Origin of the sequence: Kitasatospora aureofaciens, assembly GCF_001188955.3 — a bacterium.
Classification (GTDB): Bacteria; Actinomycetota; Actinomycetes; order Streptomycetales; family Streptomycetaceae; genus Kitasatospora; species Kitasatospora aureofaciens.
The window spans coordinates 376,265-397,327 of record NZ_JPRF03000001.1; the positions used below are offsets into that span (position 1 = coordinate 376,265).

The 21,063-nt window shown below is 72.7% G+C and carries 20 protein-coding genes and 3 pseudogenes; 8 read left to right on the top strand and 15 right to left on the bottom strand.

The features are described 5' to 3' along the window. Window positions 1-41: 41 nt before the first annotated feature. The gene (locus HS99_RS01720; protein WP_234344561.1) at window positions 42-1,190 is read left to right on the top strand and encodes a chromate transporter; all 1,149 of its coding nucleotides are present in this window, start codon (window positions 42-44) and stop codon (window positions 1,188-1,190) included. A 4-nt stretch (window positions 1,191-1,194) separates the two neighbouring features. Here HS99_RS01720 and HS99_RS01725 read toward each other — a convergent pair whose 3' ends face one another. Both HS99_RS01725 and HS99_RS47575 read right to left on the bottom strand, forming a co-directional pair. Beyond that, window positions 1,195-2,286, bottom strand: coding sequence for an IS630 family transposase (locus HS99_RS01725; RefSeq protein ID WP_063737761.1), 1,092 nt, complete (start codon window positions 2,284-2,286; stop codon window positions 1,195-1,197). A gap of 43 nt (window positions 2,287-2,329) precedes the next feature. Next, window positions 2,330-2,683, bottom strand: coding sequence for a hypothetical protein (locus tag HS99_RS47575; RefSeq protein WP_267885606.1), 354 nt, complete (start codon window positions 2,681-2,683; stop codon window positions 2,330-2,332). A gap of 268 nt (window positions 2,684-2,951) precedes the next feature. Between HS99_RS47575 and HS99_RS01735 the strand changes: the two genes are divergently transcribed. After that, complete coding sequence (locus HS99_RS01735; RefSeq protein WP_030285938.1) at window positions 2,952-3,812, top strand: universal stress protein; 861 nt, start codon at window positions 2,952-2,954, stop codon at window positions 3,810-3,812. Between the two features lie 153 nt (window positions 3,813-3,965). Here the strand turns inward: HS99_RS01735 and HS99_RS01740 are convergent, their stop codons facing one another. From HS99_RS01740 to HS99_RS46105, 7 genes and pseudogenes are all read right to left on the bottom strand, one after another. Next, window positions 3,966-4,499 (bottom strand): flavodoxin family protein, encoded by a 534-nt coding sequence (locus HS99_RS01740; protein WP_030285936.1) that lies wholly within the window; start codon window positions 4,497-4,499, stop codon window positions 3,966-3,968. 181 nt (window positions 4,500-4,680) lie between these two features. Continuing rightward, the gene (locus tag HS99_RS01745) at window positions 4,681-5,559 is read right to left on the bottom strand and encodes a universal stress protein (RefSeq protein WP_030285934.1); all 879 of its coding nucleotides are present in this window, start codon (window positions 5,557-5,559) and stop codon (window positions 4,681-4,683) included. Window positions 5,560-5,786: 227 nt separating this feature from the next. Next, the gene (locus HS99_RS01750; protein WP_046386127.1) at window positions 5,787-7,190 is read right to left on the bottom strand and encodes a nicotinate phosphoribosyltransferase; all 1,404 of its coding nucleotides are present in this window, start codon (window positions 7,188-7,190) and stop codon (window positions 5,787-5,789) included. 3 nt (window positions 7,191-7,193) lie between these two features. Continuing rightward, entirely contained in the window at window positions 7,194-7,682 is a 489-nt protein-coding gene (locus tag HS99_RS46095; RefSeq protein WP_305953096.1) for a cation transporting ATPase C-terminal domain-containing protein, read from the bottom strand. A gap of 299 nt (window positions 7,683-7,981) precedes the next feature. After that, window positions 7,982-8,896, bottom strand: a pseudogene (locus HS99_RS46100) (HAD-IC family P-type ATPase); the annotation flags it as partial. A 12-nt stretch (window positions 8,897-8,908) separates the two neighbouring features. Continuing rightward, window positions 8,909-9,142 carry a DUF1918 domain-containing protein gene (locus HS99_RS01765; RefSeq protein WP_030558311.1) on the bottom strand — a complete coding sequence of 78 codons (234 nt, stop codon included), beginning with the start codon at window positions 9,140-9,142 and terminating at the stop codon, window positions 8,909-8,911. 107 nt (window positions 9,143-9,249) lie between these two features. Next, a pseudogene (locus tag HS99_RS46105) lies at window positions 9,250-9,612 on the bottom strand (NAD(P)-dependent oxidoreductase); the annotation flags it as partial. 599 nt (window positions 9,613-10,211) lie between these two features. Between HS99_RS46105 and HS99_RS42180 the strand changes: the two are divergent. From HS99_RS42180 to HS99_RS01795, 4 genes are all read left to right on the top strand, one after another. Beyond that, window positions 10,212-10,445 (top strand): universal stress protein, encoded by a 234-nt coding sequence (locus HS99_RS42180; protein WP_030285925.1) that lies wholly within the window; start codon window positions 10,212-10,214, stop codon window positions 10,443-10,445. 209 nt (window positions 10,446-10,654) lie between these two features. Next, window positions 10,655-11,218, top strand: a complete 564-nt coding sequence (locus HS99_RS01785) for an Rv1733c family protein (protein ID WP_043482100.1) — start codon at window positions 10,655-10,657, stop codon at window positions 11,216-11,218. Between the two features lie 772 nt (window positions 11,219-11,990). Beyond that, the gene (locus tag HS99_RS01790) at window positions 11,991-12,443 is read left to right on the top strand and encodes a hypothetical protein (RefSeq protein ID WP_141763637.1); all 453 of its coding nucleotides are present in this window, start codon (window positions 11,991-11,993) and stop codon (window positions 12,441-12,443) included. Between the two features lie 119 nt (window positions 12,444-12,562). Then, window positions 12,563-13,003: a DUF7144 family membrane protein gene (locus HS99_RS01795; protein ID WP_141763638.1), complete on the top strand. Its 441-nt coding sequence runs from the start codon at window positions 12,563-12,565 to the stop codon at window positions 13,001-13,003. 284 nt (window positions 13,004-13,287) lie between these two features. Here HS99_RS01795 and HS99_RS01800 read toward each other — a convergent pair whose 3' ends face one another. Next, window positions 13,288-13,500, bottom strand: a complete 213-nt coding sequence (locus HS99_RS01800) for a hypothetical protein (RefSeq protein WP_030556308.1) — start codon at window positions 13,498-13,500, stop codon at window positions 13,288-13,290. A gap of 11 nt (window positions 13,501-13,511) precedes the next feature. On the opposite strand from HS99_RS01800, the gene HS99_RS01805 reads away from it, so the two are divergent. Together HS99_RS01805 and HS99_RS01810 are read left to right on the top strand one after the other, a co-directional pair. Then, complete coding sequence (locus HS99_RS01805; RefSeq protein WP_030556306.1) at window positions 13,512-14,063, top strand: sulfocyanin-like copper-binding protein; 552 nt, start codon at window positions 13,512-13,514, stop codon at window positions 14,061-14,063. Window positions 14,064-14,372: 309 nt separating this feature from the next. Next, entirely contained in the window at window positions 14,373-15,335 is a 963-nt protein-coding gene (locus tag HS99_RS01810) for a ferritin family protein (RefSeq protein ID WP_191093631.1), read from the top strand. Window positions 15,336-15,441: 106 nt separating this feature from the next. On the opposite strand, the gene HS99_RS01815 is transcribed toward HS99_RS01810, so the two are convergent. From HS99_RS01815 to HS99_RS01830, 5 genes and pseudogenes are all read right to left on the bottom strand, one after another. Next, entirely contained in the window at window positions 15,442-17,778 is a 2,337-nt protein-coding gene (locus HS99_RS01815) for a heavy metal translocating P-type ATPase (protein ID WP_094743034.1), read from the bottom strand. 42 nt (window positions 17,779-17,820) lie between these two features. Beyond that, window positions 17,821-18,249, bottom strand: a complete 429-nt coding sequence (locus HS99_RS46110) for a 6-carboxytetrahydropterin synthase (protein ID WP_305953092.1) — start codon at window positions 18,247-18,249, stop codon at window positions 17,821-17,823. A 172-nt stretch (window positions 18,250-18,421) separates the two neighbouring features. Continuing rightward, window positions 18,422-18,745 (bottom strand): annotated as a pseudogene (locus HS99_RS48285) (thiopeptide-type bacteriocin biosynthesis protein); the annotation flags it as partial. Window positions 18,746-19,036: 291 nt separating this feature from the next. Beyond that, window positions 19,037-19,738: a sirohydrochlorin chelatase gene (locus HS99_RS01825; protein ID WP_158876569.1), complete on the bottom strand. Its 702-nt coding sequence runs from the start codon at window positions 19,736-19,738 to the stop codon at window positions 19,037-19,039. Between the two features lie 11 nt (window positions 19,739-19,749). Next, complete coding sequence (locus HS99_RS01830) at window positions 19,750-20,874, bottom strand: uroporphyrinogen-III synthase (RefSeq protein ID WP_030556295.1); 1,125 nt, start codon at window positions 20,872-20,874, stop codon at window positions 19,750-19,752. Window positions 20,875-21,063: the final 189 nt, after the last annotated feature.

Genomic DNA, 21,063 nt, shown 5'->3' on the forward strand with positions numbered 1-21,063 from the left:
TTTCACGTGTCGCCGCGGGCGGCTTCCTCCAGGTCCAGGTCGTGCTGGAGCACACGCAGGGTGGTGTCAGTGATCCGGCTCTGTCCCGTAATCGGTGGTGTAGCCCGCCGCTGTGGGTGAGCGGAGCCGCGGCCGGGGCGGGGGCGGCCGTGGCGGCGGTCGCCGTGCAGGCCGCCACCTCACTCGTGCCGGCGAGCTGGAAGCGGGTCGGCGGGCAGAGGCCCGCGCAGGCCCGCTGGACCGGCTACGTGCTGGCCGGCGGTGCGGCGGCCTTGCTGATCGGCCCATGGATGGTCCTGGTGCTCGTCGCCGCCCCTCTGCCGGAGGTCGCCGTGCACACCCGCCGCGAGGCCGCCCCGAGGCCGCGACGGCGGAGCGCGCGGCCTCTCCCGCTGGCCCTCGCGGCCCCGGCCGGCGGCGGGTTGCTCGCCCTCGCGTGGGTGGCGTTCAAGGTCGGCGCACTGTCCTACGGCCGCGGATTCGTCATCATCCCCTTGATGCAGACCGACGCCGTCCACCAGTACCACTGGATGACCGACGGCCAGTTCCTCAACGCCGTCGCCCTCGGCCAGATCACCCCCGGCCCGGTCGGTCCAGACCGTCGCCGTCGTCGGCTACGCGGCGGCCGGCATTCCCGGCGGACTGCTCGCCGCCGCGGTGGCCTCGCCCCGTCGTTCCTGTTCGTGATCTTCGGCGGCCGGCACTTCGACGCGCTGCGCGCCGACCCGCGGGTCCAGGCGTTCTTCGGTGGCGCCAGCCCTGCGGTCATCGGCGCGGTCGCCGGTTCCGCGGTCCCGCTGGCCGTGGCACTGCAGCACGCCTGGAAGTACGGGGTCCCGCGGTGGCTGCCCTCTGACTGCTTGCCGCGCGGCGCGGCGTCGTCGGCGCCCTCCTCGGTGCCGGCGCGCTCGGTGTCCTCTCGACGGCCGTCGGCTGGCCGGCGGGCTGAGCAGCCACAGCGCATCTTCCGGGGCCTCGGCACGACCGTTCCCCACATCGTTCACCCACCGCAAGGGGGGCCGTTCAGCCGTGGAGGTCGCGCCCTCCGGCCGAGGCGCGTGCGGGACCGGTCGGTATTGCCTGGGAAGGGAGGGCGGGTCGTGCCGTTCACGCAGGAACATGTGCCTGCGCCTCCTGCGGCGAGCAGCAGGCGCTCGAAGAGCTGGTGTGCCATCGTGATCTATCCCTGAGTGCCTAGTGTTCTGAGTCAGGAATTCGCTTCAGATATCCGGCTAGGCGGTTGAGGATCTCGTCGGCGGTCTTGGTCCAGACGTAGGGCTTCGGGTCGGTGTTCCAGGTGGCGATCCAGTCACGGATATCGGCTTCGAGGGCCTGGACGGACTTGTGGACGCCTCGCCGTATCTGCTTGTTCGTCAGTTCGGCGAACCAGCGCTCGACCAGGTTGAGCCATGACGAGCCGGTCGGGGTGAAGTGCAGGTGGAAGCGAGGGTGGGAGAGCAGCCAGGTCTTGATCGCCGGCGTCTTGTGGGTGGCGTAGTTGTCCAGCACGAGGTGAACATCCAGCCCCTCGGGGACCTCCTTGTCCAGCCGGAGCAGGAACTTCTTGAACTCCTCGGCCCGGTGGCGGCGGTGAAGCGAGCCGATGACCTTGCCAGTGGCGACCTCGAGTGCGGCGAACAGGGTGGTGGTGCCGTGGCGGACGTAATCGGCGGTCATCCGCTGCGGCACGCCCGGCATCATCGGCAGCACCGGCTGGGACCGGTCGAGCGCCTGAATCTGGGATTTCTCGTCCACGCAGAACACCAGGGCACGCTCGGGCGGGTCGAGGTAGAGGCCGACCACGTCATGGACCTTGTCCACGAAGTACGGGTCGGTGGACAGCTTGAAGGTCTCAGCGCGATGCGGCTGCAGTCCGAACGCGCGCCAGACCCGTGACACGGTGGACTGGGACAGACCGGTCTCCCTGGCCATCGACCGGGTCGACCAGTGCGTAGCGTCCTTCGGGGTGCGCTCCAGGGTCTTGGCGACCAGCTCGGCCACCTGCTCGTCGGTCACCGTGCGGGGACCTCCCGGCCTGGGCATGTCGCCCAGACCGGCGATCCGGTGCTCGACGAACCTGGCCCGCCACCGGCCGACCGCATGCGGCGTCGATCCCAGCCGCTCCGCGACGTCCTTGTTGGACGCGCCGCTCGCGCACTCCAGGATGATCCGGCACCGCAAAGCCCAGGCCTGCGGCGTCGACCGGCGACGCACCCACCCCTCCAGGGCAGCCCGCTCATCCTCCGACAACACCAACTCGACCTTCGGCCGACCCGTCCGCGCCACAGCCCCAGTCTATATTTATGAATGAAATTCCAGACTCAGGACACTAGAGACCCTGGGAGAGCAGGAGTTCGTGGGCGAGGCGGGCGGCGCGGGCGGGGCGTTCGGCGTCGGGCTCCTGGTCGGGGATCTCCTCCATGCCCTGGATGAGGGCGCGGATGGCCTGACCGAGGGCCTGGACCTGGGCTTCCAGCAGTTCGACACGCTCGACGGCGCTCTCGACGTCCCGGCCGGCTGGGTGGAGCGCTACGTCCGGTGGCTTGGCGGACCTGTCGGTTTTCACGGTGGAGCTCCTTTTGAAGGGGGTCTGGCTATCCGGCGGGGTGATCGGGCCGTAGTGGCCGTCGTAGCGGTGGTAGAGGACGCTGCCCCGGCCGGTGAACTCGTCGGCGTAGAACACGAACGGCTGCCCGAGGGCGTTGAGCGGACCACGGCGACCGATCCTGCTCCCGTTCCCACCACACCACCGTGCCCGTCCGGAGTCGAGCCGTCCAAGGTCCGGTCGCCTCCACTGAGCGGGGCCACCCGGCCCTATGGGCGGCCCCGTGGGCGAGCGAGCCTGGCCGTGAGGGGAGGCACGCGGAGTGCGTGGTGAGACCTGGCGGGCACGGCAGGCGGCACGAGCGTGTCGCGAACACAGCTACCGCCTGACCTTTGGAGGCCCAGTCATGACCGAACCAGTCATCGTCGGTGTGGACGGCTCCGGGCGGAGCCTGCGCGCCCTGATGTGGGCCACCCACGAGGCGGCCCTGCACAACGCAGCGCTGCGCGTCGTCCACGTGCTGCCCACCTGGGAGCACGACATCCCGTTCCACCCGCCCGGCATGTGGCTCAGCGTCCGGGACCACGGTGTCGACATCCTGACCGAGGCCGCGACGATCGCGAAGGAGAGCCGGCCTGGCCTCGACGTGTCGGCCGAGCTGATGGTCGGGCATCCGGCGGCCGTCTTTGTCGACTTGTCCAAGCAGGCGAGCGCGGTCGTGCTCGGTGCCCGGGGCGAGGGCGGGCTGAGCAACGTCCTGCTGGGCTCGGTGAGCCTGCAGGTCTCCGGTCACGCGGAGGCACCGGTCGTCGTGGTCGGGTACGTCAGTGGCGGGAACGACCGCATCCTCGTCGGCACCGACGGCTCCGAGTCCTCCTCGGCGGCGCTCGCCTACGCTTTCGAGGAAGCCTCTCTGCGCAGGGCCGCGCTGCACGTCCTGCGAGCCTGGGGGCTGCCGACGCCGCCCGACGACAGCACCGTCCCTGACCCCGAGCAGATCGCCGAGGACTACCGGCAGGAGTGCGAACGGGGGCTGGCCGTGCTGCGGGCCCGGTACCCGGACATCAACGTGCAGGTGGAGCTGGTCCGTTCACGGCCGAGCGACGCGCTGATCCGCGCCTCGGGACGCGCCGACCTCGCGGTGGTCGGGTCGCGGGGCAAGGGCGGCTTCCACGGACTCGCCGTCGGGTCCGTCAGCCACGCCCTGCTGCAGGACGCGTCGTGCCCGGTGGCAGTGATTCGGTCGAAGTCTCCTGGCAAGGCCTGAGCCACAGCATCGAGCCGGGCCGGTCCCGCAGGGTCCGGCCCGGCTCGATGCTGTTCAGATGGTCTCGCGGTGGGCGAAGACCACGTCCAGGGTCATCACGTCGCGGACGGTGCGGTGCTGCATGGTCGTTCCTCCCGGGCGGAGCCGGGTTGCTCAGACCAGCTGGGCGCCCCAGTCGCGGGCGCGGTCGAGCTCGCCGGCGCGCAGCGGGCCGTCGGTGCCTTCGACGATGAAGCCCTCGGGTTCGGCGACCAGGTCGTAGGAGTGGCGGGACAGGCGACTGGCGATGCCCCTGGCGGCGCCGCCGGCCCGGGGCGTGTCGACCCGGGTGTCGAAGGCGGCGGCGTAGGTGCCCGGTTCGGTCCTCGGGAGGTCCTGGAACCAGGAACGCAGGCCCTGGCTCTCGGCGGTCTCCCGGGCCTCCTTCGCGGCGGTCTCGTGGCCTTCCTTCCGGGACTCGGTGTAGGCGGCCAGATGGCGGCTGAGCCCGGAGGACATACCGTGCATGTGGGTCGGGCCGCCGACCACCAGGAGATCGGCCGTGCGGGTCACGTCGCTTCCGGCCTCGTTGAGCGCGAGACAGTCGATGGTTCCGGAGGGGTCGGCCCGGTGGACGCCGTCGGCGATGGCCTCGGCGACCTCGCGAGTGTTCCCGTACATGCTTTCGTACACGATCACGGTGTGCATGGTCTCCACCTTTCGTCGCCCCCAGGCTCGCGCCGGGAGCGCCGTCCGGATACGGGCCGTTCGGCCTGGATAGGGCCGCCGGACGGTCCCGGGTCGGTCGTGGGGGCGTGGCACGGGACACCGGGCCGGGAGGCGCCGGGCGGCAGTCGGCTTGTGCGGCGTCTCCCGGCATCGGTCCGGCTCAGTGCCGGGGAGCGGGCACGATCACGACCGGGCAGTACGCGTGGTGCAGCAGGCCGTGCGGGACGGAGCCGAGCCGCATACCGGTGAAACCGCCCTGGCCGCGGCGGCCGACGACCACGGCGAGGGCGTGCTCGGCGGCGGCTCCCAACTCCTCGACGGGATGGCCGTGCACCAGTTCGTGGGTCACGGCCACGTCGGGGTAGCGCTCGTGCCGGCCGGCGGTGGACTCGAACAGCAGCTCGCGGAAGGTCTGTTCGGCGGTCGCCTCGTCGAGGTTGCCGATCGGTGGGCGCTGCCACACCCAGAGGACGCGCAGCGCGGCCCGGCGTTCGTCCGCGAGCCGGAAGGCGAAGTCGACGGCGGCGGCCGAGGACGGGCTGCCGTCCACGCCGACCACGACGTAGGGCGGGGCCTGGGTGACGTGCTCGGGGCCGCGCACGACGACGACCGGGCAGTGGGACTGGGCGCCCACCGGGACTGTCACCGAGAAGGCGTTCAGCACCTCCTGCGCGCGGCTCAGGCGGCGGGAGCCGAGCACGATCAGCTCGGCGTGCGCGGACTCCCGGTACAGCACCAGCGCCGGAAGGTCCTCATCGACGGCGGTGACGAGCTCCAGACCGGGGTGCCGCTCGCGGGCTGCGGCGGCCGCCCGGTCCAGTGCCTGGTCGCCGCGCTCGCGCAGGGCCTTGTGGTAGCGGCCGTGGTCGAACGCGCGGAACTCGCTGAACAGGGACGGCACGGCGTGCACCAGCCGCAGCGGCAGCCCGCGGTGGTCGGCCTCGTCGGCGGCCCAGGTGGCGGTCATCAGGCCAGTGTCGAGCGCGTCGACGCCGAGGACGACGGGACGGCGGGGGCCGTCGGGACTCGCGGATGTCATGGCTCCTCCTCCGGTCCGGCTCCGGACCCTGTTTCCATGCTGGCCGGGGCCCAGCGGTCGGCACGAGGGCCGACCGGCCCCGGGGCCCGAGTCCGGCGGTCCCACCCCGGACGCTCCCGACCGGCGGCCCGGGTCGGCCCTCGGGGCCCTGGGGCCCCGAGGCAGGCGACGGCAGAGTGGAGGGGATCGGAACGAGGAGGTGGCCACGATGACCCGGATCAGGGTCGTCACCCGGCCGACCCGCCCCCACGAGCCCCCGCCACAGGACCTGCGGACTCCGTCCGGCCGCCCGTTGCCCTACTGAGGGCCGCTACCCGGTCCTCGATCCGCTGACGGACGTCGGCGGTCAGGCGGGACAGCCGCTCGGACACGGCGGCAGACGGCAGCTGCGGGGAGCGGATCCGCCGTGCGGCGGACGGGAGCTGGGCGAGATCGGCCTCGAACGCGGCACGGGCGTCCGCGAGGGTGCTCGGCGGGCTCGTGCGCTTGCCGCCCACCACGACCGTCCGCAGCAGGGGCTCGGTCCCCGGCGGGGCGGGCTCGTCCCGGAGCGCGATGGTGTCGGTGAGCCCCGGCCCCCGGTGCACCTGCTTGGCGCCCGGCGCGGTGACCTTCCCCGTCGAGAGCTTCATCATCGGCCGCCCGTCGTACTCGACCAGCTTGTACGCGGCGTCCAGGTACGGCGCGTCCGCCGAGACTCCGACCAGCGTTCCGACGGCGAACACGTCGATCGGCGCCCCCGACCGAACCAACTGGTCGATCCCGTACTCGTCCAGCCCGCCACTGGCGGTGATCCGGACACCGGGCAGCCCGGCCCCGTCCAGGATCCGCCGCGCGGTGGCCGCCAGCGCGCCCAGATCCCCGCTGTCGAGCCGCACCGCGCAGCCCTCGTGCAGTCCCGACTCCCGCAGCACGTCGGCGGCTACGGCGACTCCGGCAGCGGTGTCGTACGTGTCGACCAGGAACGTCACCGGCCCGGGGTGGGCCCGGGCGAAGGCGCGGAACGCCGCCGCCTCGTCGTCGAAGGCCTCGATGTACGAGTGCGCCATCGTGCCGACTGCCCGCAGCCCGTACGCGTGGGCCGCCACCACGTTGCTCGTCCCGGCGAACCCGACCAGCGCGCCCAGCCGTGCCGCCTGCGCGGCCGCCGGGACACCGTGGGTGCGCCGCAGCGAGAAGTCCACCACTGGCCGTCCGTCCGCGGCCAGCATGCAGCGGGCGGCCTTCGATGCGACCGCGCTCTGATGGCAGACCTGATTGAGCAGGTACGACTCCACGAACTGCGCCTCCGGCAACGGAGCGGTGACCTCCAGCAGCGGCTCCCCGGGCAGCACGATTCGCCCCTCCGGTACGGCCCGCAGTTCCCCGGTGAACCGCAGCCCCAGCAGCGGCTCCAGGTCGGCGTACGGGCGGTCGAGCGCCTCGGCGAAGGCGGCGACGTCCGACTCGTCCACCCGCAGCCCGGCGAGGTGGTCGAGCGCGGGCTCCAGCCCGGCCGCGACGAGGAAGCCGCGCTCGGGCGGCGGCTTCCGTACGAAGAGGCTGAACGTGGCCGGGGCCGTCATGCCCTCCCGCAGGTAGGACAGGGCCATCGTCACCTCGTACAGATCAGTGATCAGGGCGTTCGACATGCGTCAGATCCCTTGCTTGCGCAGCCGGGCCGTCGTGAACCCGAGGAGCCCGGCGACGGCGGGCGCGGCGTGGTCGCCCCAGGACAGTGGAACGGTCTCCAGCACGTCGCGCAGGAACGGCAGATAGAGGGCGGCGGCCCCGAGCGCGGCCGAGGCGAGCACGGCCACCGGCAGGAACGGGTTCGCGCGGGTCAGCAGACGTTCGCGCAGGCCCAGCACGACACCGAGCTGGGCGGCCAGCAGGGCGACGAACAGCACGCTCTGCCAACGGCCTTCGCCGCCGCGGGCCCAGAGAGCAGCGCCGAGCGAGGCGGACGCGACGACGAGGCCGAGCAGCAGCACCCGCTGCCAGACCCCGGCGCCCAGGATGTGCTGGCGCGGCGGTCGCGGGGGCCGGGCCATTGCGCCGGGGGAGAGCGGCTCGGCGCCCATGGCGACGCCGGTGAGGCCGTGGGTGAGCAGGTTGATCCAAAGGATCTGGCCCGCCCGCAGCGGCCCCGGAGCCGTTCGTGGTCCAGGCCCGCCTTACCGGCGGCCGTCAGCAGGGCGGCTTCGGTGGGATCGGCGAGCGCTCCCCACTCGCCGTCCCCGCCCGTCGGCGGCCGCAGTGCCGCGTCGTTGCACAGCGCGGCGGTGGTGAGCAGACCTTTCACCTCGTCGTCGGCCGTTCCGTCGAGCCTGATCCCGCCTGCCGGTCCGTACCCGAGGCCGGTCACGACGGCCGTCGAGTGCGGCGTCCAGAGCCGCTCGACCACCATCCGGCCCTCGGTGAGCGTGCCGGTCTTGTCCGTCGCCAGCACGGAGACCGAGCCGAGCGTCTCCACGGCCGGCAGCCGCCGGACGACGGCATGCCGGGCCGCCATCCGGCGCGCGCCCATCGCCAGCGCGAGCGTGACGACCGCGGGCAGCGACTCCGGCACGGCGGCGACCGCCAGGCTGATCACCGTGACACCCATTTCGCCCGGCGGCTGGTGCCGCAGCAGTCCGAGGACGAAGACCACCGCGCACAGCCCCACCGCCACGGCGGCCAGCACCCGCCCGAGCCCGGCCAACCTCCGCTGGAGCGGGGTGGGTTCGGGCCAGGGCCGCAGCAGCGCGGCAATCCGGCCGAGCGCGCTCTCCGCCCCGGTGGCGGTGACCACAGCGAGCGCCCTGCCCCGTAGCACGATCGTCCCCGCCCGGACCGTTTCGTCTCCCGGCGCCGCGGCTTCGACGGCCTTGGTCACCGGCAGGGACTCGCCGGTCAGCATCGATTCGTCGACCAGCAGGGCGGCCGACTCGACCAGCCGGGCGTCGGCCGGGACGATGTCGCCCTCGGCGAGGGCCACCACGTCACCGGGGACGATCCCGGCCGAGGGGACCTTCCGATGCTCGCCGTCGCGCAGTACCCGCGCGGCGGGGGCGGAGAGCCGGGACAGGGCGGCGACGGCGCTTTCCGCCCGGACCTCCTGGACCACGCCCACGGTCGTGTTGACCACGATCACCAGTGCGATGACCACCGCGTCCGGGTGGTCGCCGATGGCCAGCGTCAGGGCGACGGCTGAGAGCAGCACGGTGATCAGGGGGTCGCGCAGCTGGGCGGCGATCCGGGCCCACAGCGGCACCCGGTGGTCGGCGGTGACCTCGTTCGGGCCGTGCTCGGCGAGCCGCCGGGCGGCCTCGGTGGCGGTCAGCCCGTGCGCGGGGGCGCAGGCGGCGACGGTCATGGCGGCGGCCGGTCAGTCGGCGAAGAGGTGCGGATGGGGCGGGTCCGCCGCGTGCTCGTGGTCGAAGTGGTGGATCCGGGCGTCCGGGCCGGGGAAGTACTCGGTCACCCGGTTGTCGTCCGACCAGCGCACGTCGTACGGCGGGCTGCCGTCCGGGTGGTGCAGGCCGACGATCTCGCCGTCCCTGCGGGCCGCACCCGGCCGGGTGCCCTGGACGATGATGCGGTCTCCCACGGCGGCTTTCATGCCGTCCTCCCTGGGTCGGTGCCGGGCCGCGGCACGCCCGGCCGTATCCCCATGGGACCACCGAAGGCCGGGCGGGGCACGGGCCGGACGGTCCCGGGCTTCGGGCCTGCCGGCCCCTTCGCCAGGTGCCCGCCGGGCGGTGTGCTGGGGAGTACGGTGGCGATGCGTGCGAAGACGGTACCGATCTTGCCGGTGCCGAGCACGCCGACCGTGCGTCCGTGGAAGTCGCGGCCCAGCAACCCGTTGAGACGGAAGTCGAACTCGTGGGCTCGGACGGTGGCGCGAACGATGCGGCGGTTCACGGCGAGGGCGAGCGCCCACGCGAACTCGGCGACGGAATACGGGGGGTACGACGACACCCGGGCCACCGTCAGGGCCAGCTCCACGGCCGTGTGCAGGTCGATGTCGTTGCAGCAGGTGGAACGCTGGGAGATCATCAGGGTTCCGCCGTCTGCGAGTGCGCGAAGGACGGGGCGCTTCAACGTGGTCGTTCTCGCTGCTGTGGACGGCTCGCCGGAGCGCCTCGCCGCCGCCCGCTGGACCGCCGACGAGGCCGTCTGGCGCCGCTGCCACCGGACGCGCGCGAGCGACCGAGTCGACGCTCCGCCGTCCGCCGACTCCAGGAAGGACCCCGGGCGCCGGGGACGGTCGAGGTCCACCGCGAGCGCGGCCGCCCTGCGCAGGTTCTGCTGGACGCGAGCCTGCTCGTGGTCGGATCCCGTGGCAACCGGCCTCTGGGGCCGTCTCGCGCTCGGCTCGACGAGCACGGAGATCGTCCATCACGCCCACCTGCCCGTCGTCGTGCCGGGCGAGCCGCCAGCTTGAACCGGTGTGTCGGTGACCATGGGGCGGGCCACCCGGGCCGGGCGAGCTCGCCGGCTCGGACCCGACCCGGGCAAGGTCCATCATCGTCCGGGTATGGGCTCACCGGCCCATGCCGAGGGGGATCCGCGGGGCCACGATGAGAAGCAGGCCGGCTGACGTCTCGGTCGGTACGAAGAGGTGGTCGGTCCGGCCGCCCGTCGCAACTGCCTCGTCGGCTCGGGCAACTCGTAGGAGGCGAATTCGCATGCGGTTGGAGATCACCGTGGGCCTTGACGGCTCGGCCGAAAGCCTGTCGGCCGCCCGGTGGCCAGCGCGGGAGGCCCAACTGCGGGGACTGCCCGTACGGCTGGTGCACTTGTGGCTGCTCAGCCCTGTCGCGGCGCCGCACCTCCCGAGCGGGGAGGTTCGGACAGCCGTGGGGCAGCGCATTCTCCGGGGCGCGGAGAGCGAGCTGCGCGGGCACTACCCGGACGTTTAAGCCCCCGTCGTCAGACGGACTGCCACGCTGATAGGGACCACCGGCCCTGTCAGCGCGTGACAAGGTCTTGTTCGCATAGTCGGCCCTGTCCGTTCAGGGCCGGTCTTCGGGCCGATATGGGCCACCTGGACCATGACCGGCACGGGTCCGGGGTTCAAGGATGGAAGACAGCTCAGCCGATGCCTCAGGAACGGTGGGAGGCGGACGCCATGTCCACGCATCCGAGCCGGCGCAACCCGGTACGGCGGACCTCGGACCGCATCCAGTGGTGGCTCGCCCGCGTCCTGCTCGCCGTCATGGTCATCGGCCTTCCCGCCGCCGCGGTCAGTGCCGGCCTTCTGACCTACCGAGCCCAGATGCACACCGGGCACGTCGAGTCCTCGGCCCGGCACACCGTCACCGCGCACCTGACCGCCGCCGCGCCCGTCCCGTCGAACAACGACTACAGCCGGGTCCCGGCAACCGCCGCCTGGACGGCAGCCGACGGCACTACTCATACCGCCACCGTCCGGATGTGGCCCGGAGAACGGGCCGGTACCCCCGTCCCGCTGTGGGTCAACCACCAGGACACGGTCACCTCCGCGCCCCTCACCCGCGGCCAGGCCGCCGCGGCCGCCTGGACGACCGCCGCCATGACCGCCGGAACCCTCTCACTCCTGTGCCTGGCCGCCTGGAAGGGCTCGGTCTGCGTGCTGGACCACCACCGCTACGCCCAGTGGGACGCGGAGTGGAGCCAGGTCGAGCCGCGCTGGTCCAAGCGGCTTCCCAGCTGAGCGAGGCGGCGTGGCCGAGGATCGGACCGTCGCTTTCCGGTCGGATCGGGCCGACCGGCCCGCGGAGGCGGGGCGTTCAGCCACTGCCCGCTTGGGGGACAACGTGTCCGACTGCGACAGGCCAGAGCACCTTCCGACAGCGTGAGGCGGGCGGACGAGCGGGCCCCGCACGAGGCCGTGAGGTCCGCTGCGAGGGACGACCAGGCCCGCCCCGCCGATCGTGTCGCCCACGCGGAACACCACGCCCCGGGCTGGCCCGCCACGGACAGCTCGCTGACGTACGACCGGATCACGCTCAGCCGCGAGCCCACCACCCATTGCAGCGGGAACGAACTGTAAGCAACGGATGCGACCAGCCCCACCGCCGCGGCCACGGTCACCCAGGGGTCGCCCGGGGCACACGGGGCTCTCGGCCGACTCGCCCATGACCGTGGCTCCCGTCCGGCACGCAGGCCCGGCATCACCACCCTAGGACGTTGGCGGTCAGAGGTCGTTGTCCGAGCAGGAGAGGTTGAAGCGCATGTTGTGAGCCGGAAGTCCGGAACGATCGTGTCGGGCAGGGCGGGCGAGTTGAAGAGCGGCATGGTCGGGCAGACTACGCAGGACAGTGCCACCGGGGACCACTCCGCCGCGCAGCAACCGGTGTTCGGTGACGGGTTGCTGTCCGGCGGACGCCGCCGCGCCCACCATCCTCCGTCGGGACCGCCGGTGTCGATCCCACCAGCCGGGACGCGCTATGGATGGCGCTGGCCCTGACGCCGATCGCCGGTGCTTGTTCCTCCTGTGGTTCATGGGCGCGGTACGGGACTACGTCGGCCACCGGGCGGACAGGCTCTTCGCCACGCTCTTCCTGGGCGGCGGGCTGCTGTCCGCCGCGATGCCGTTCGTCCTCGCGGCCATGGCCGAGCGCCTGGTGGGCGCACCCGGTGGGACACAGCCGCAGCTGTGGGGGTTCGACCGGCACCTCGCCCTCACCGTCCTGGTGGTGAGCCAGGCGATGCGGATGGCGTTGGTCTTCACCCGTTCCGCTACGACGGTCAGGTGCGGCCTCGCCCTCTTTCCGCGTTCGCTCGGCCGGCTCGGCTGCTTGGTGGCGCTGGTGCCGCTCTTCGTGGTCACCAGCCTTCCCTGGTCGGAGCCGGCCTTCCCCGCCTGGGTGTTGGCGGTGAGCGGCCAGATCCTCCGCTCCTCCTTCGGCGCCCCGCAGGCGATGGCAGCCGGCTGAGCTGGGTACGCCGCGCCCCCCGCGTGGTGCGGCCCTAGGCTGGTCGGTAGGAGCCACTCGGCGGAAGTACCCGTCGCCCAACAACCGAGGGACGGGCGAGACCGCGCTGGAGGTGTCTCATGGCTTCCTCTTCCTCGGCGACCGGCGCGGGCGGGAAGCCCGCAACGCACCACTGCTGCCCGAGCGGCATGGTGACCTTCGCCGGTGTACTGGTGTTCATCCTGGCGCTCTTCAACGGCCTGAACGGCATCGCCGCGATCAGCCGGTCGCACGTCTTCGTCGCGGGCGCCCACATCGTGGTGGGCGATCTGCGGGCCTGGGGCTGGACCCTGCTGATCCTCGGGATCCTGCTGGCCCTGATCGCGGCCGGCATCCTGGCCGGCAGCCAGCTGGCGCGCTGGGTCGGCGTGGCCGTGCTGTCGCTCAACGCCTTCTCGCACATGTGGGTGGTGGCCAGCTACCCGCTCTGGTCGGTGCTGATCATCGTGCTGGACATCCTGGCGATCTACGCGCTCTGTGTGCACTGGGGCACGCATGAGCACGAGGAGGCGACGCGGTAATCGGCCCCAAGGGCGACGACCACGGCGGAGAACGGGGCGAAGCGGGTCGAGGCGGTGCTCGACGAGCCGCTGCCGCGCCGGCTGCGGCTGGTCAAGTGGCTGCCCTCGTCCCGCACCACCTCGTGCTGGCCGCCCTCTGGCCCATCCTGCCGACTGGTTAGTTTCCGACGATCCGTCAGCTCAGCTTGGTGATCTTCATTGCTCGACGCCCGGGCTGACGTCAGCGCTGAGATGTAGATCTGGTCAGGTCCTCACAGGCGCCGGGCTCGGCTCGCGTCAGGCTGTCAGCCGGCGCAGGTGGCCTCGCTCGTTCTCCTGGCGCAGTTCCGTGACGAACGCCGCAGGAGGTGCGCGTCCGGCTCGGTGAGGCGGCTGCCGGTGAGGGCCAGGACGGTCCCGTCTGCCAGGTCGGCGCAGTACGGTGCTTCCTCCGGTGCGGCGGGTACGGGGTGACCGGCGGAGGCGAGGTGCTGCCAGCCCGTGTCGGACGGCCTCATAAGGGGCACTTGTGCTCGGCATCGCCACGACAGTGCTGCTCGCCACCGGCGCCTTCCGCAGTACAGCACCAGCGACGTGGCGGGCACCGGGTGCGCGGTGTGGTGCGCCGGCACTGCCGGGCCAGGTGGTCGATGTGACCACGGTCGACATGGGGCCTGGCGTGATGGCTGGCCCCAACGCACGCACCCCGATGAGCGGCGGCCCTGGTTGGTACGGCATGCGCCTGATGCGTCTGGCGGGCCACCCGGATACGGTCGCGGCCGGGGTGGTGTCGCTGCGGGTGTTCAACACGGGAGCTCTCACACACGAGGTCGTCGTGCTGCCCTTGTCGGCGGGCCAGAGCGCAGGAGAGCGTCCTGCCGGTCCCAGTGGGCGGGTCGATGAGGCCGGCAGCCTGGGCGAGGTCTCGCGCAGCTGCGCCGCCGGTGCCGGGGACGGCATCACTTCCGGCGCGACGGGATGGACCACGGTGACGCTGCAGCCTGGCCGCTACGAGTTGGTGTGCAACTTCCCCGGCCACTACACGGCTGGGATGTACACCGAGCTGGACGTCACGCCGTAGCCACAGGCCCAAGATCGATCTCACCGAGCCGACTCCATCGTCGGGCTCCTCGTCGTCTGTCTCGCAGTCCAAGAGGGCCGCGGAGCCTGGTGCGGCGATGAAGTGCCTGCTGACGGAGAGACGACGTCAGTCCGGAAGCCGGAAGCGGGGTGCTGTCGATTCTCGGTTCTGGTGAACAAAGCCAGGGGGCGTCAGCGCGTCCGTCATTTCGTGTAATCACCTGAATGGGTAATCCCGGATGGCCGCGTCCGGAGCGTCTTGCTGTGATGGGCGAGGGTGCCCGACGAGGCACCCGTCAAGGAGGTTGAGATGACCGCCTACCCGATACGTGCTCTCGTCACCAGTACGTTGGCCGTGAGCGTCGCGCTGTGCGCCGGCGTCACCGCCGCACCGGCTGCCGCAAGCCCGGCCGTCACCGGGACCGCGATCCCGGCTCTGCAGCAGCAGACACGCACCAACCTCGCGCAGGCCATGCGGGGCGAGGCGTTCGCCAACGTCTCCTACACCCTCTTCGCGGCCCAGGCGCAACGCGAGGGCCGGCCGGCCGTTGCCGACCTCTTCCGGAAGGCGGCCGCCGTGGAGCTCGGTGAGCACTTCACCCAGGAAGCCGCGCCGAGCGGCCTCGTGGGCGGCAACGAGGCCAATCTCACCGACGCCATCAGCGGCGAGGGGTACGAGTCCACCACCATGTACCCGACCTTCGCCCGCCAGGCCAGGGCGGCCGGCGACACCGCCGCCGCCGACCTCTTCACCGAGATCGCCAAGGACGAGGCAGCTCACCAGGCCGCGTACAAGGCCGCACTCACCGCGCTCCGCAGCGGCAAGGGCGCCATCCCGGCACCCCCGGCCATCACCCCCGTCACGGTGACAGCCGGGCAGCCCAAGGTCACCTCGGCGCAGACCAGGGCCAACCTCGACACCGCCATGCACGGAGAGGCCCTGGCGCACGCCAAGTACACCCTCTACGCCCAGCGTGCCCAGCAGAGCGGCAACGCCGCCCTGGCGCGCCTGTTCACCGCCGTCTCCGACGTGGAGCTGCAGGAGCACTTTTCCGGCGAGGCGGCGCTGGCCGGATCGGTCGGTACCACGAGCCACAACCTGGCCACGGCCATCGCCGGCGAGACCTACGAGTCCAAGACCATGTACCCGACCTTCGCCCAGCAGGCCAAGACGGCCGGCGACACCGCCGCCGCCACCCTCTTCCAGCACAACGCCACCGACGAGGCCGACCACGCCCAGGCGTTCCAGACCGCCCGCAAGAGCCTCGGCTGACCAACGGTGACCCGCCGTTTTCGGACGGCTCCCCACCGGAGCCCACCCGGACGGTTCGGAGAAGTCGGGGGTGGTCGAGTCGACCGCCCCCGACTTCTCCGTTCGGTCAGCGTGCGAGGGAGAAGTAGTTCTCCTCCTCCTGGGCGAAGTGCAGGCGCAGCACGCTGTGGAGGCCGTAGAGGCAGGCCCTCAGGTCGTCGAGCTGTTCGTCGCGCAGGCGGCCGTGGTTGGCGTCGGCGAGTTGCAGGTGGGCGGCGATCCGGCGGGCGAGGCGGTGGATCTCGGTGTGGGCGCGGCTCATGGTGGCGGTGGCCTCCGGCCCGCCGAGGGCGGGAGCGAGGGCCGGGTAGAGCTGGTGCTCCTCGGCTAGTTCGTGGGGCAGGAGCCGGTCGGTGAGAAGCCGGTCGACGTGGCGGACGGTGTCCAGGGCGCGCGGGTCGGCGGCGTCGGTCAGGTGGTCGGCGGCTTCGCGGACGGCTTCGATGACCTCGCGCAGATCGTCGTGTTCGGCGGCGAAGTGCCGGATGAGCTGTTCGGTGGCCGGTTCGATGGTGGGCAGGGCGGTCCGGTCCAAGCGGAGAGCGCGCAGGGCGTTGATGATGACGGCGACGTCGATGGCCTCCTGAAGCAGGGCGCCGGCGGCGGGCGGCAGCAGCCCGAAGGCGGCGGCGGCCATCGCTGCGAGAGAGAGCAGCATGCCACCGAGCGCGCTCTGCACGGCGATACGCCGGGCGCGCACCGCGATGACGGCGGCGTCAGCGAGGCGGTCGACGCGGTCGGTGGTGAGCACGATGTCGGCGGCCTCGGAGGAGGCACTGGAGCCGCGGGCGCCCATGGCCACGCCCACGTCGGCGGCGGCCAGGGCGGGGGCGTCGTTGACGCCGTCGCCGACCATGACGGTAACCGCGCGCCCACGTTCGACGCGCACCGCCGCGACCTTGTCGGCCGGGGTCTGCTGGGCGTGGACGTCGTCGAGACCGAGGACGGCGGCGATCTCCCGGGCCGGCTCGGCGCGGTCGCCAGTGAGCATCAGCAGGCGGGTGATGCCGGCCTCGCGCAGCCGGCGCAGGGTACGTGGGGCGTCGTGGCGCAGCGGGTCGCGCAGCAGGATCGCTCCGGTGAGCTCGGCGTCGACGGTGAGCCAGGCGACGGCGGCGCCGTCCAGGGTGGCCCGGTTGTCGGCCGCACGCGCCCAGCCGGGCAGCGGTGTGACGTCGTGCCCGCGTCGGCCGACGCTCAGAACGGTGCCGTCGAGGCGTCCCGTGGCGCCGCGGCCGGGCACCTCCGCGACGTCGCGGACCGGTCGGAGGGTCAGGCCGCGGGCGCGGGCCTCGTCGGTGATGGCCTGGGCGAGGACGTGCGGAGAGAACTGATCGACGGAGGCGGCCAGGGTGAGGACCTCGGTCACGCTGTGGCCGGGGGCGGCGGCGATGTCGATGAGGCGAGGGCGGCCGGCGGTGAGGGTGCCGGTCTTGTCCAGGACCAGGGTGCGGGCCCGGCCAAGAGTCTCCAGGGCGGCACCGTCGCGGACCACCACGCCCTGCCGGGCGGCGCGCGACAGACCGGAGACGATCGCGACCGGCACGGCCAGCAACAGCGGGCACGGGGTGGCGACCACCAGCACCGCCACAGCCCGCACCGCCGAGCCGCTGACCAGCCACGCCAAGCCGGCCACCACCAGCGACAAGGGCAGGAACCACGCGGCGTACCGGTCGGCCAGCCGAACCACCGGGGCGGCCTCGGCACCGGCCTGCTCGGCCAGGCGTACGATCTCCGCGTAGGTGCTGTCCCGCGCGCTCGCCTCGGCCCGCAACTCGAAGGCGGCGCCCGCATTGACCCCGCCACTGCGCACCCGCTCGCCCGCGGCACGTTCGACCTGCGCCGACTCGCCGGTCAGAACGGACTCGTCCAGGACCGCGGCACGGCCCTCGATGCGCCCGTCGACAGGGGCGACCTCGCCCGGCCCGACCACCAGCAGGTCACCCACCCGAACCTCGGCCAGGTCGATGATGTTCACCTGGTCTCCGATGCGGCGGCGGGCCGTGCGTGGAGCGTGTTCCAGCAGGTGGCGCAAGTCGTGGGAGGCGCGGCGTTCGGCCGCGGCGTCCAGCCAGCGGCCGGTGGCGAGCATGAGCGCGATCAACGCACCGGCCAGATACTCGCCTGTGGCCAGCGTGCCCGCCAGGGCGAGGACCGCGATCAGGTCGACTCCGGCCTTGCCGCGTCGCAGCGCAGCGACCACCCAGGTTACGGACGGCACGATCGCCGCGACCGTGCCAACGGCCCAGCACGCGTCCGCCAGGATCCGTGCGCCGGCCAGCCACGCGGCACCGCCCGCGACCAGGGCGGCGGCGGTAAAGCCGAGCAGCACCGGCGCCAGCCACTGCCGGGCAGGGGCCGGTGTCGCTCGCTCTCCTTGCCGTCCTGCCTGCCGCTGGTCCACCGTGCGCTCCGCTTGTTCCGCGTGTCCTCCCCCCAGGAGACCTCACCGCCCGGCGCTCCGGCCAGGGGCCTTCAGGCCCAGCTCAACGGGCCGTCCGGGCGCGTGCTGGCCGGGCATACCGATCCGCGAGTTGCCCCCGGCAGCATGACGTCCACAAGCAGAACGCCCGCTGGCAGCGGCTGCGAGCATCACAGCCCCGCTGGTGGGCACAGGAGGAGCAGGGGGCGGATCTGTGGTCATGCACGAACCAGCCGGCCAGCCAGGCGGCCCCCGATTCTCCGACGTCGGCACGACCGGTAGGACGTCGTTCAGCACCCGGTGGTCGAGCGTGCTGTCGATCAGCTTCTTCACCGGGGCGAGATCGCCGAAGTCCGTGACGAAACCGGGCGGCACCAGGTCGTCGGCGGTTCGGCCTCGCGCCAGCTGTCGATCGGACTCCCGTGTCGGCCAGCTCGCAGAGCCGGCCGACACGGGCGTTCAGGGGCAGGCACGCGGGCCGGATCCTCGCGACCAGCGGGAAGCGCTGGGTGCCCACCCCGTGGCTGCAGCAGGTCAAGCGCGCGAGCGGGGTGGTGTCGCGGGTGAGGGCCCAGGTGTCGAGGCGCAGCAGGTGGCGCATCGCGGCGGTCAGGGTGGCAGCACGGTCGGGTGCCACGGGCTTCGGGGCGTCGCGGAGCATCGCGAACTGGGCCCAGACGTCGCCCTGTTCGTACCAGTCGAGTCCGGCCGCGCGGAGCATGGCGGAGATGAGGACGACGACGGTCGCGGTGCGGCCGAGGGCGGGCGGGTTCGGCTCGGCGGCGCGGGCCAGCAGGTGGCGGCTGTCGGCATGGAAGAGGCGGTGGGCGATCTCCATGGCCTGCGGGCCTCCGAACGCCTTGGACTCGGGTTCGTAGATCACGGTGGCCCAGCCCGCGAGGAGACCCTCCTCGGCGAGGGTGTCCAGCAGGGAGGTGAGGACAGGCACGGGGGCGGCGGCCCGGTAGCGCAGTCGCAGCCCCTTCCCGGGTGGCAGCAGGGTGGTGGCGGATGACCAGCACGTACAGCACGGTGTCCACGACCAGCCGACGCGGGAACTTCAGCGAACGGCCGCCCCGGCGCGGATCCCGCTCCGGCAGCAACGGCTCGATCACCGCCCACTGAGCCTCCGTCAACGACGAGTCATACGAAGGCTTGCACGAACAGGCACACATGGCGGTGATCTTCGCGGAAACCCGACGGCGAAGATCACCGCAAATGCATCACACCCCGGAGTTGATCACTTACCCAACACTTTCTCAGGCGCCAGGGGCAGTGCCGTCGCGGTGCGGGCCTCGTCGTAGCGGTGGAGGATCAGGCGGGCTATGGCGTCGTGGGCTGCCAGTGGGGGGCTTGTCCACCTGGCTTCCGTCGTGGCGGCTCGGCGGGCGAAGAAGCCGGGGGCCAGGAGGTAGGTGGCTACGGCGACGTCGTGGTGGCCGGCCGCGCGTAGGGCGGCTACTGCCTCGTGCGGGGTGGGACCCACGGCGGAGAGGTGGGCGGGGGTGACCGGGCGGCCCAGGCGGCGTGCCAGGAGGTGCGCCATCCGGGTCGTGTCGGCGATGGCGGTCGGGTCGGAGGAGCCCGCGCCGGCCAGGACCACCGGGGCTTCGGGGGTGGCGCCGGTCTCGGCCAGCCTCGCTGCGAGGGCTTCGGCGAGCAGCGGGTGCGGGCCGAGTGCGCGGGCGACCTGGGACGTGGGGAGGCCGGCGGCGGCCACTGCGGCCGGAATGTCGACGCGCACGTGGTAGCCGGTGCTCAGGAGCAGCGGGACCAGGATCGGCCGCTCGCTGCGCAGTTGGTATAGGGCGTCACGGAGAGATGGACGGTTCAGATCCAGGAAGGCGTATTGGACGAGTAGTTCGGGGCGGAGCGAGCGAACACGACGCAGCAGGGTGTGAATTGTGACGGAGGACGAAGCGTCCCGGCTCCCGTGTGCCACGGCCAGCAGCATCAGTCGGCCGCCAACCGGTAGCCCCGCTTGGGCACTGTCCGGATGATCCCCGCGTGTGGTCCGAGCGCCGCCCGCAGCCGCCCGACGGCCGCCTCCACCGCGTGTTCGTCGGCGCTCGCGTCCGGCCAGGCCACGCGCAGGAGTTCGGCGCGGCTCAGCACGCGGCCCGGGCGTTCGGCGAGGGCGCGGAGGACGGCGGCGCCGCGGGGGCTGAGGAGGTGGCTCTCGCCGTCGACCAGGGCCGCGTTGCCCTGAAGGGTCAGCACCGCGTCGGACAGCGGGATCTCGCGTCTGCCGAGGGTGGGCAGGGTCTCCGCGAGCAGGCGGACGAGCGAGCCGAGCCGGCCGCGTTCCGGGTGGACCGTCGGCAGGCCGAGGTCCGCGAGCGGGCGGGCGCACAGGGCGCCGACGCACACGGGCAGGACGTCCCCGCGCAGGGCGTCGAGGACGGGTTCGCGCAGGCCCTCGGCCTCCGCCGTGGCGAGGAAGGCGGCGACGGCGGGTGCGCTGGTGAAGGTGAGCGCGTGCACCTGGCGCCGCACGGTCTGGTCGACGAGCCGTCGCACCGGGGCCATGTCGTCCGGCGGGGCCCACTGGTAGACGGGGACGGAGATCACCTCGGCGCCGCGCTCGCGCAGCGCCGCCGCGAAGGCGTCGAGCCGCACGCCGTGCTCCTGGATGGCGATCCGGCAGCCGTCGAGGGGGCGGGCGAGCAGCCAGGTGAGGAGCTCGTCGGTGGCCTCCGAGCCGGGGGAGAAGCCCTCGCCGAGGCCGCTGGCCCGTACGGCCCCGGTGGCCTTGGGCCCGCGGCTGAGGACGACCGCGCCCCGGCAGGCCTCGGCGAGGGCGGTACCGCCGCCCCATCCCTCGGCGGCGCTCATCCAGCCGCGCCAGCCGACGCCGGTGGTGGCGACGACGTAGTCGAGCGGGGCGGTCAGGCACCGCTCGGTGGCCTGGCGCAGGGCGAGGTCGTCGGCGAGCGGCATGATGCGCAGCACGGGCGCCTCGACCACCTGGGCACCGCGCCGGGTGAGGAGGGCGACGAGTTCCTCGCGGCGGCGCGCGGCGGTGACCCCGACGGTGAAGCCGGTGAGGGGTCCGGGCGAGGTGGTGGGGGTTGCCATGCCGGTCAGCGTGGAGTGCGCACGTTACGGGGGCGTTGCCCGGCCGTCACCCCCGGGTAAGCGAGCGGGCCGCTCCGGTTACGGCCGGTGTTCCTGGAGCGCACTCAGGGGCCGGGCGGCCGTGAGGGAGGCGTACCTCGCCCGCAACACGGGTGACGCGATCGCGAAACAGCGGACGACGACATTCCT

Coding starts and splice junctions, on each gene's coding strand:
- HS99_RS01735 (WP_030285938.1), top strand. CDS start 2,952: ATGACCGAACCAGTCATCGTCGGTGTGGACGGCTCCGGGCGGAGCCTG.
- HS99_RS01740 (WP_030285936.1), bottom strand. CDS start 4,499: ATGCACACCGTGATCGTGTACGAAAGCATGTACGGGAACACTCGCGAG.
- HS99_RS01745 (WP_030285934.1), bottom strand. CDS start 5,559: ATGACATCCGCGAGTCCCGACGGCCCCCGCCGTCCCGTCGTCCTCGGC.
- HS99_RS01750 (WP_046386127.1), bottom strand. CDS start 7,190: ATGTCGAACGCCCTGATCACTGATCTGTACGAGGTGACGATGGCCCTG.
- HS99_RS01765 (WP_030558311.1), bottom strand. CDS start 9,142: ATGAAAGCCGCCGTGGGAGACCGCATCATCGTCCAGGGCACCCGGCCG.
- HS99_RS42180 (WP_030285925.1), top strand. CDS start 10,212: ATGCGGTTGGAGATCACCGTGGGCCTTGACGGCTCGGCCGAAAGCCTG.
- HS99_RS01785 (WP_043482100.1), top strand. CDS start 10,655: ATGTCCACGCATCCGAGCCGGCGCAACCCGGTACGGCGGACCTCGGAC.
- HS99_RS01795 (WP_141763638.1), top strand. CDS start 12,563: ATGGCTTCCTCTTCCTCGGCGACCGGCGCGGGCGGGAAGCCCGCAACG.
- HS99_RS01800 (WP_030556308.1), bottom strand. CDS start 13,500: ATGAGGCCGTCCGACACGGGCTGGCAGCACCTCGCCTCCGCCGGTCAC.
- HS99_RS01810 (WP_191093631.1), top strand. CDS start 14,373: ATGACCGCCTACCCGATACGTGCTCTCGTCACCAGTACGTTGGCCGTG.
- HS99_RS01830 (WP_030556295.1), bottom strand. CDS start 20,874: ATGGCAACCCCCACCACCTCGCCCGGACCCCTCACCGGCTTCACCGTC.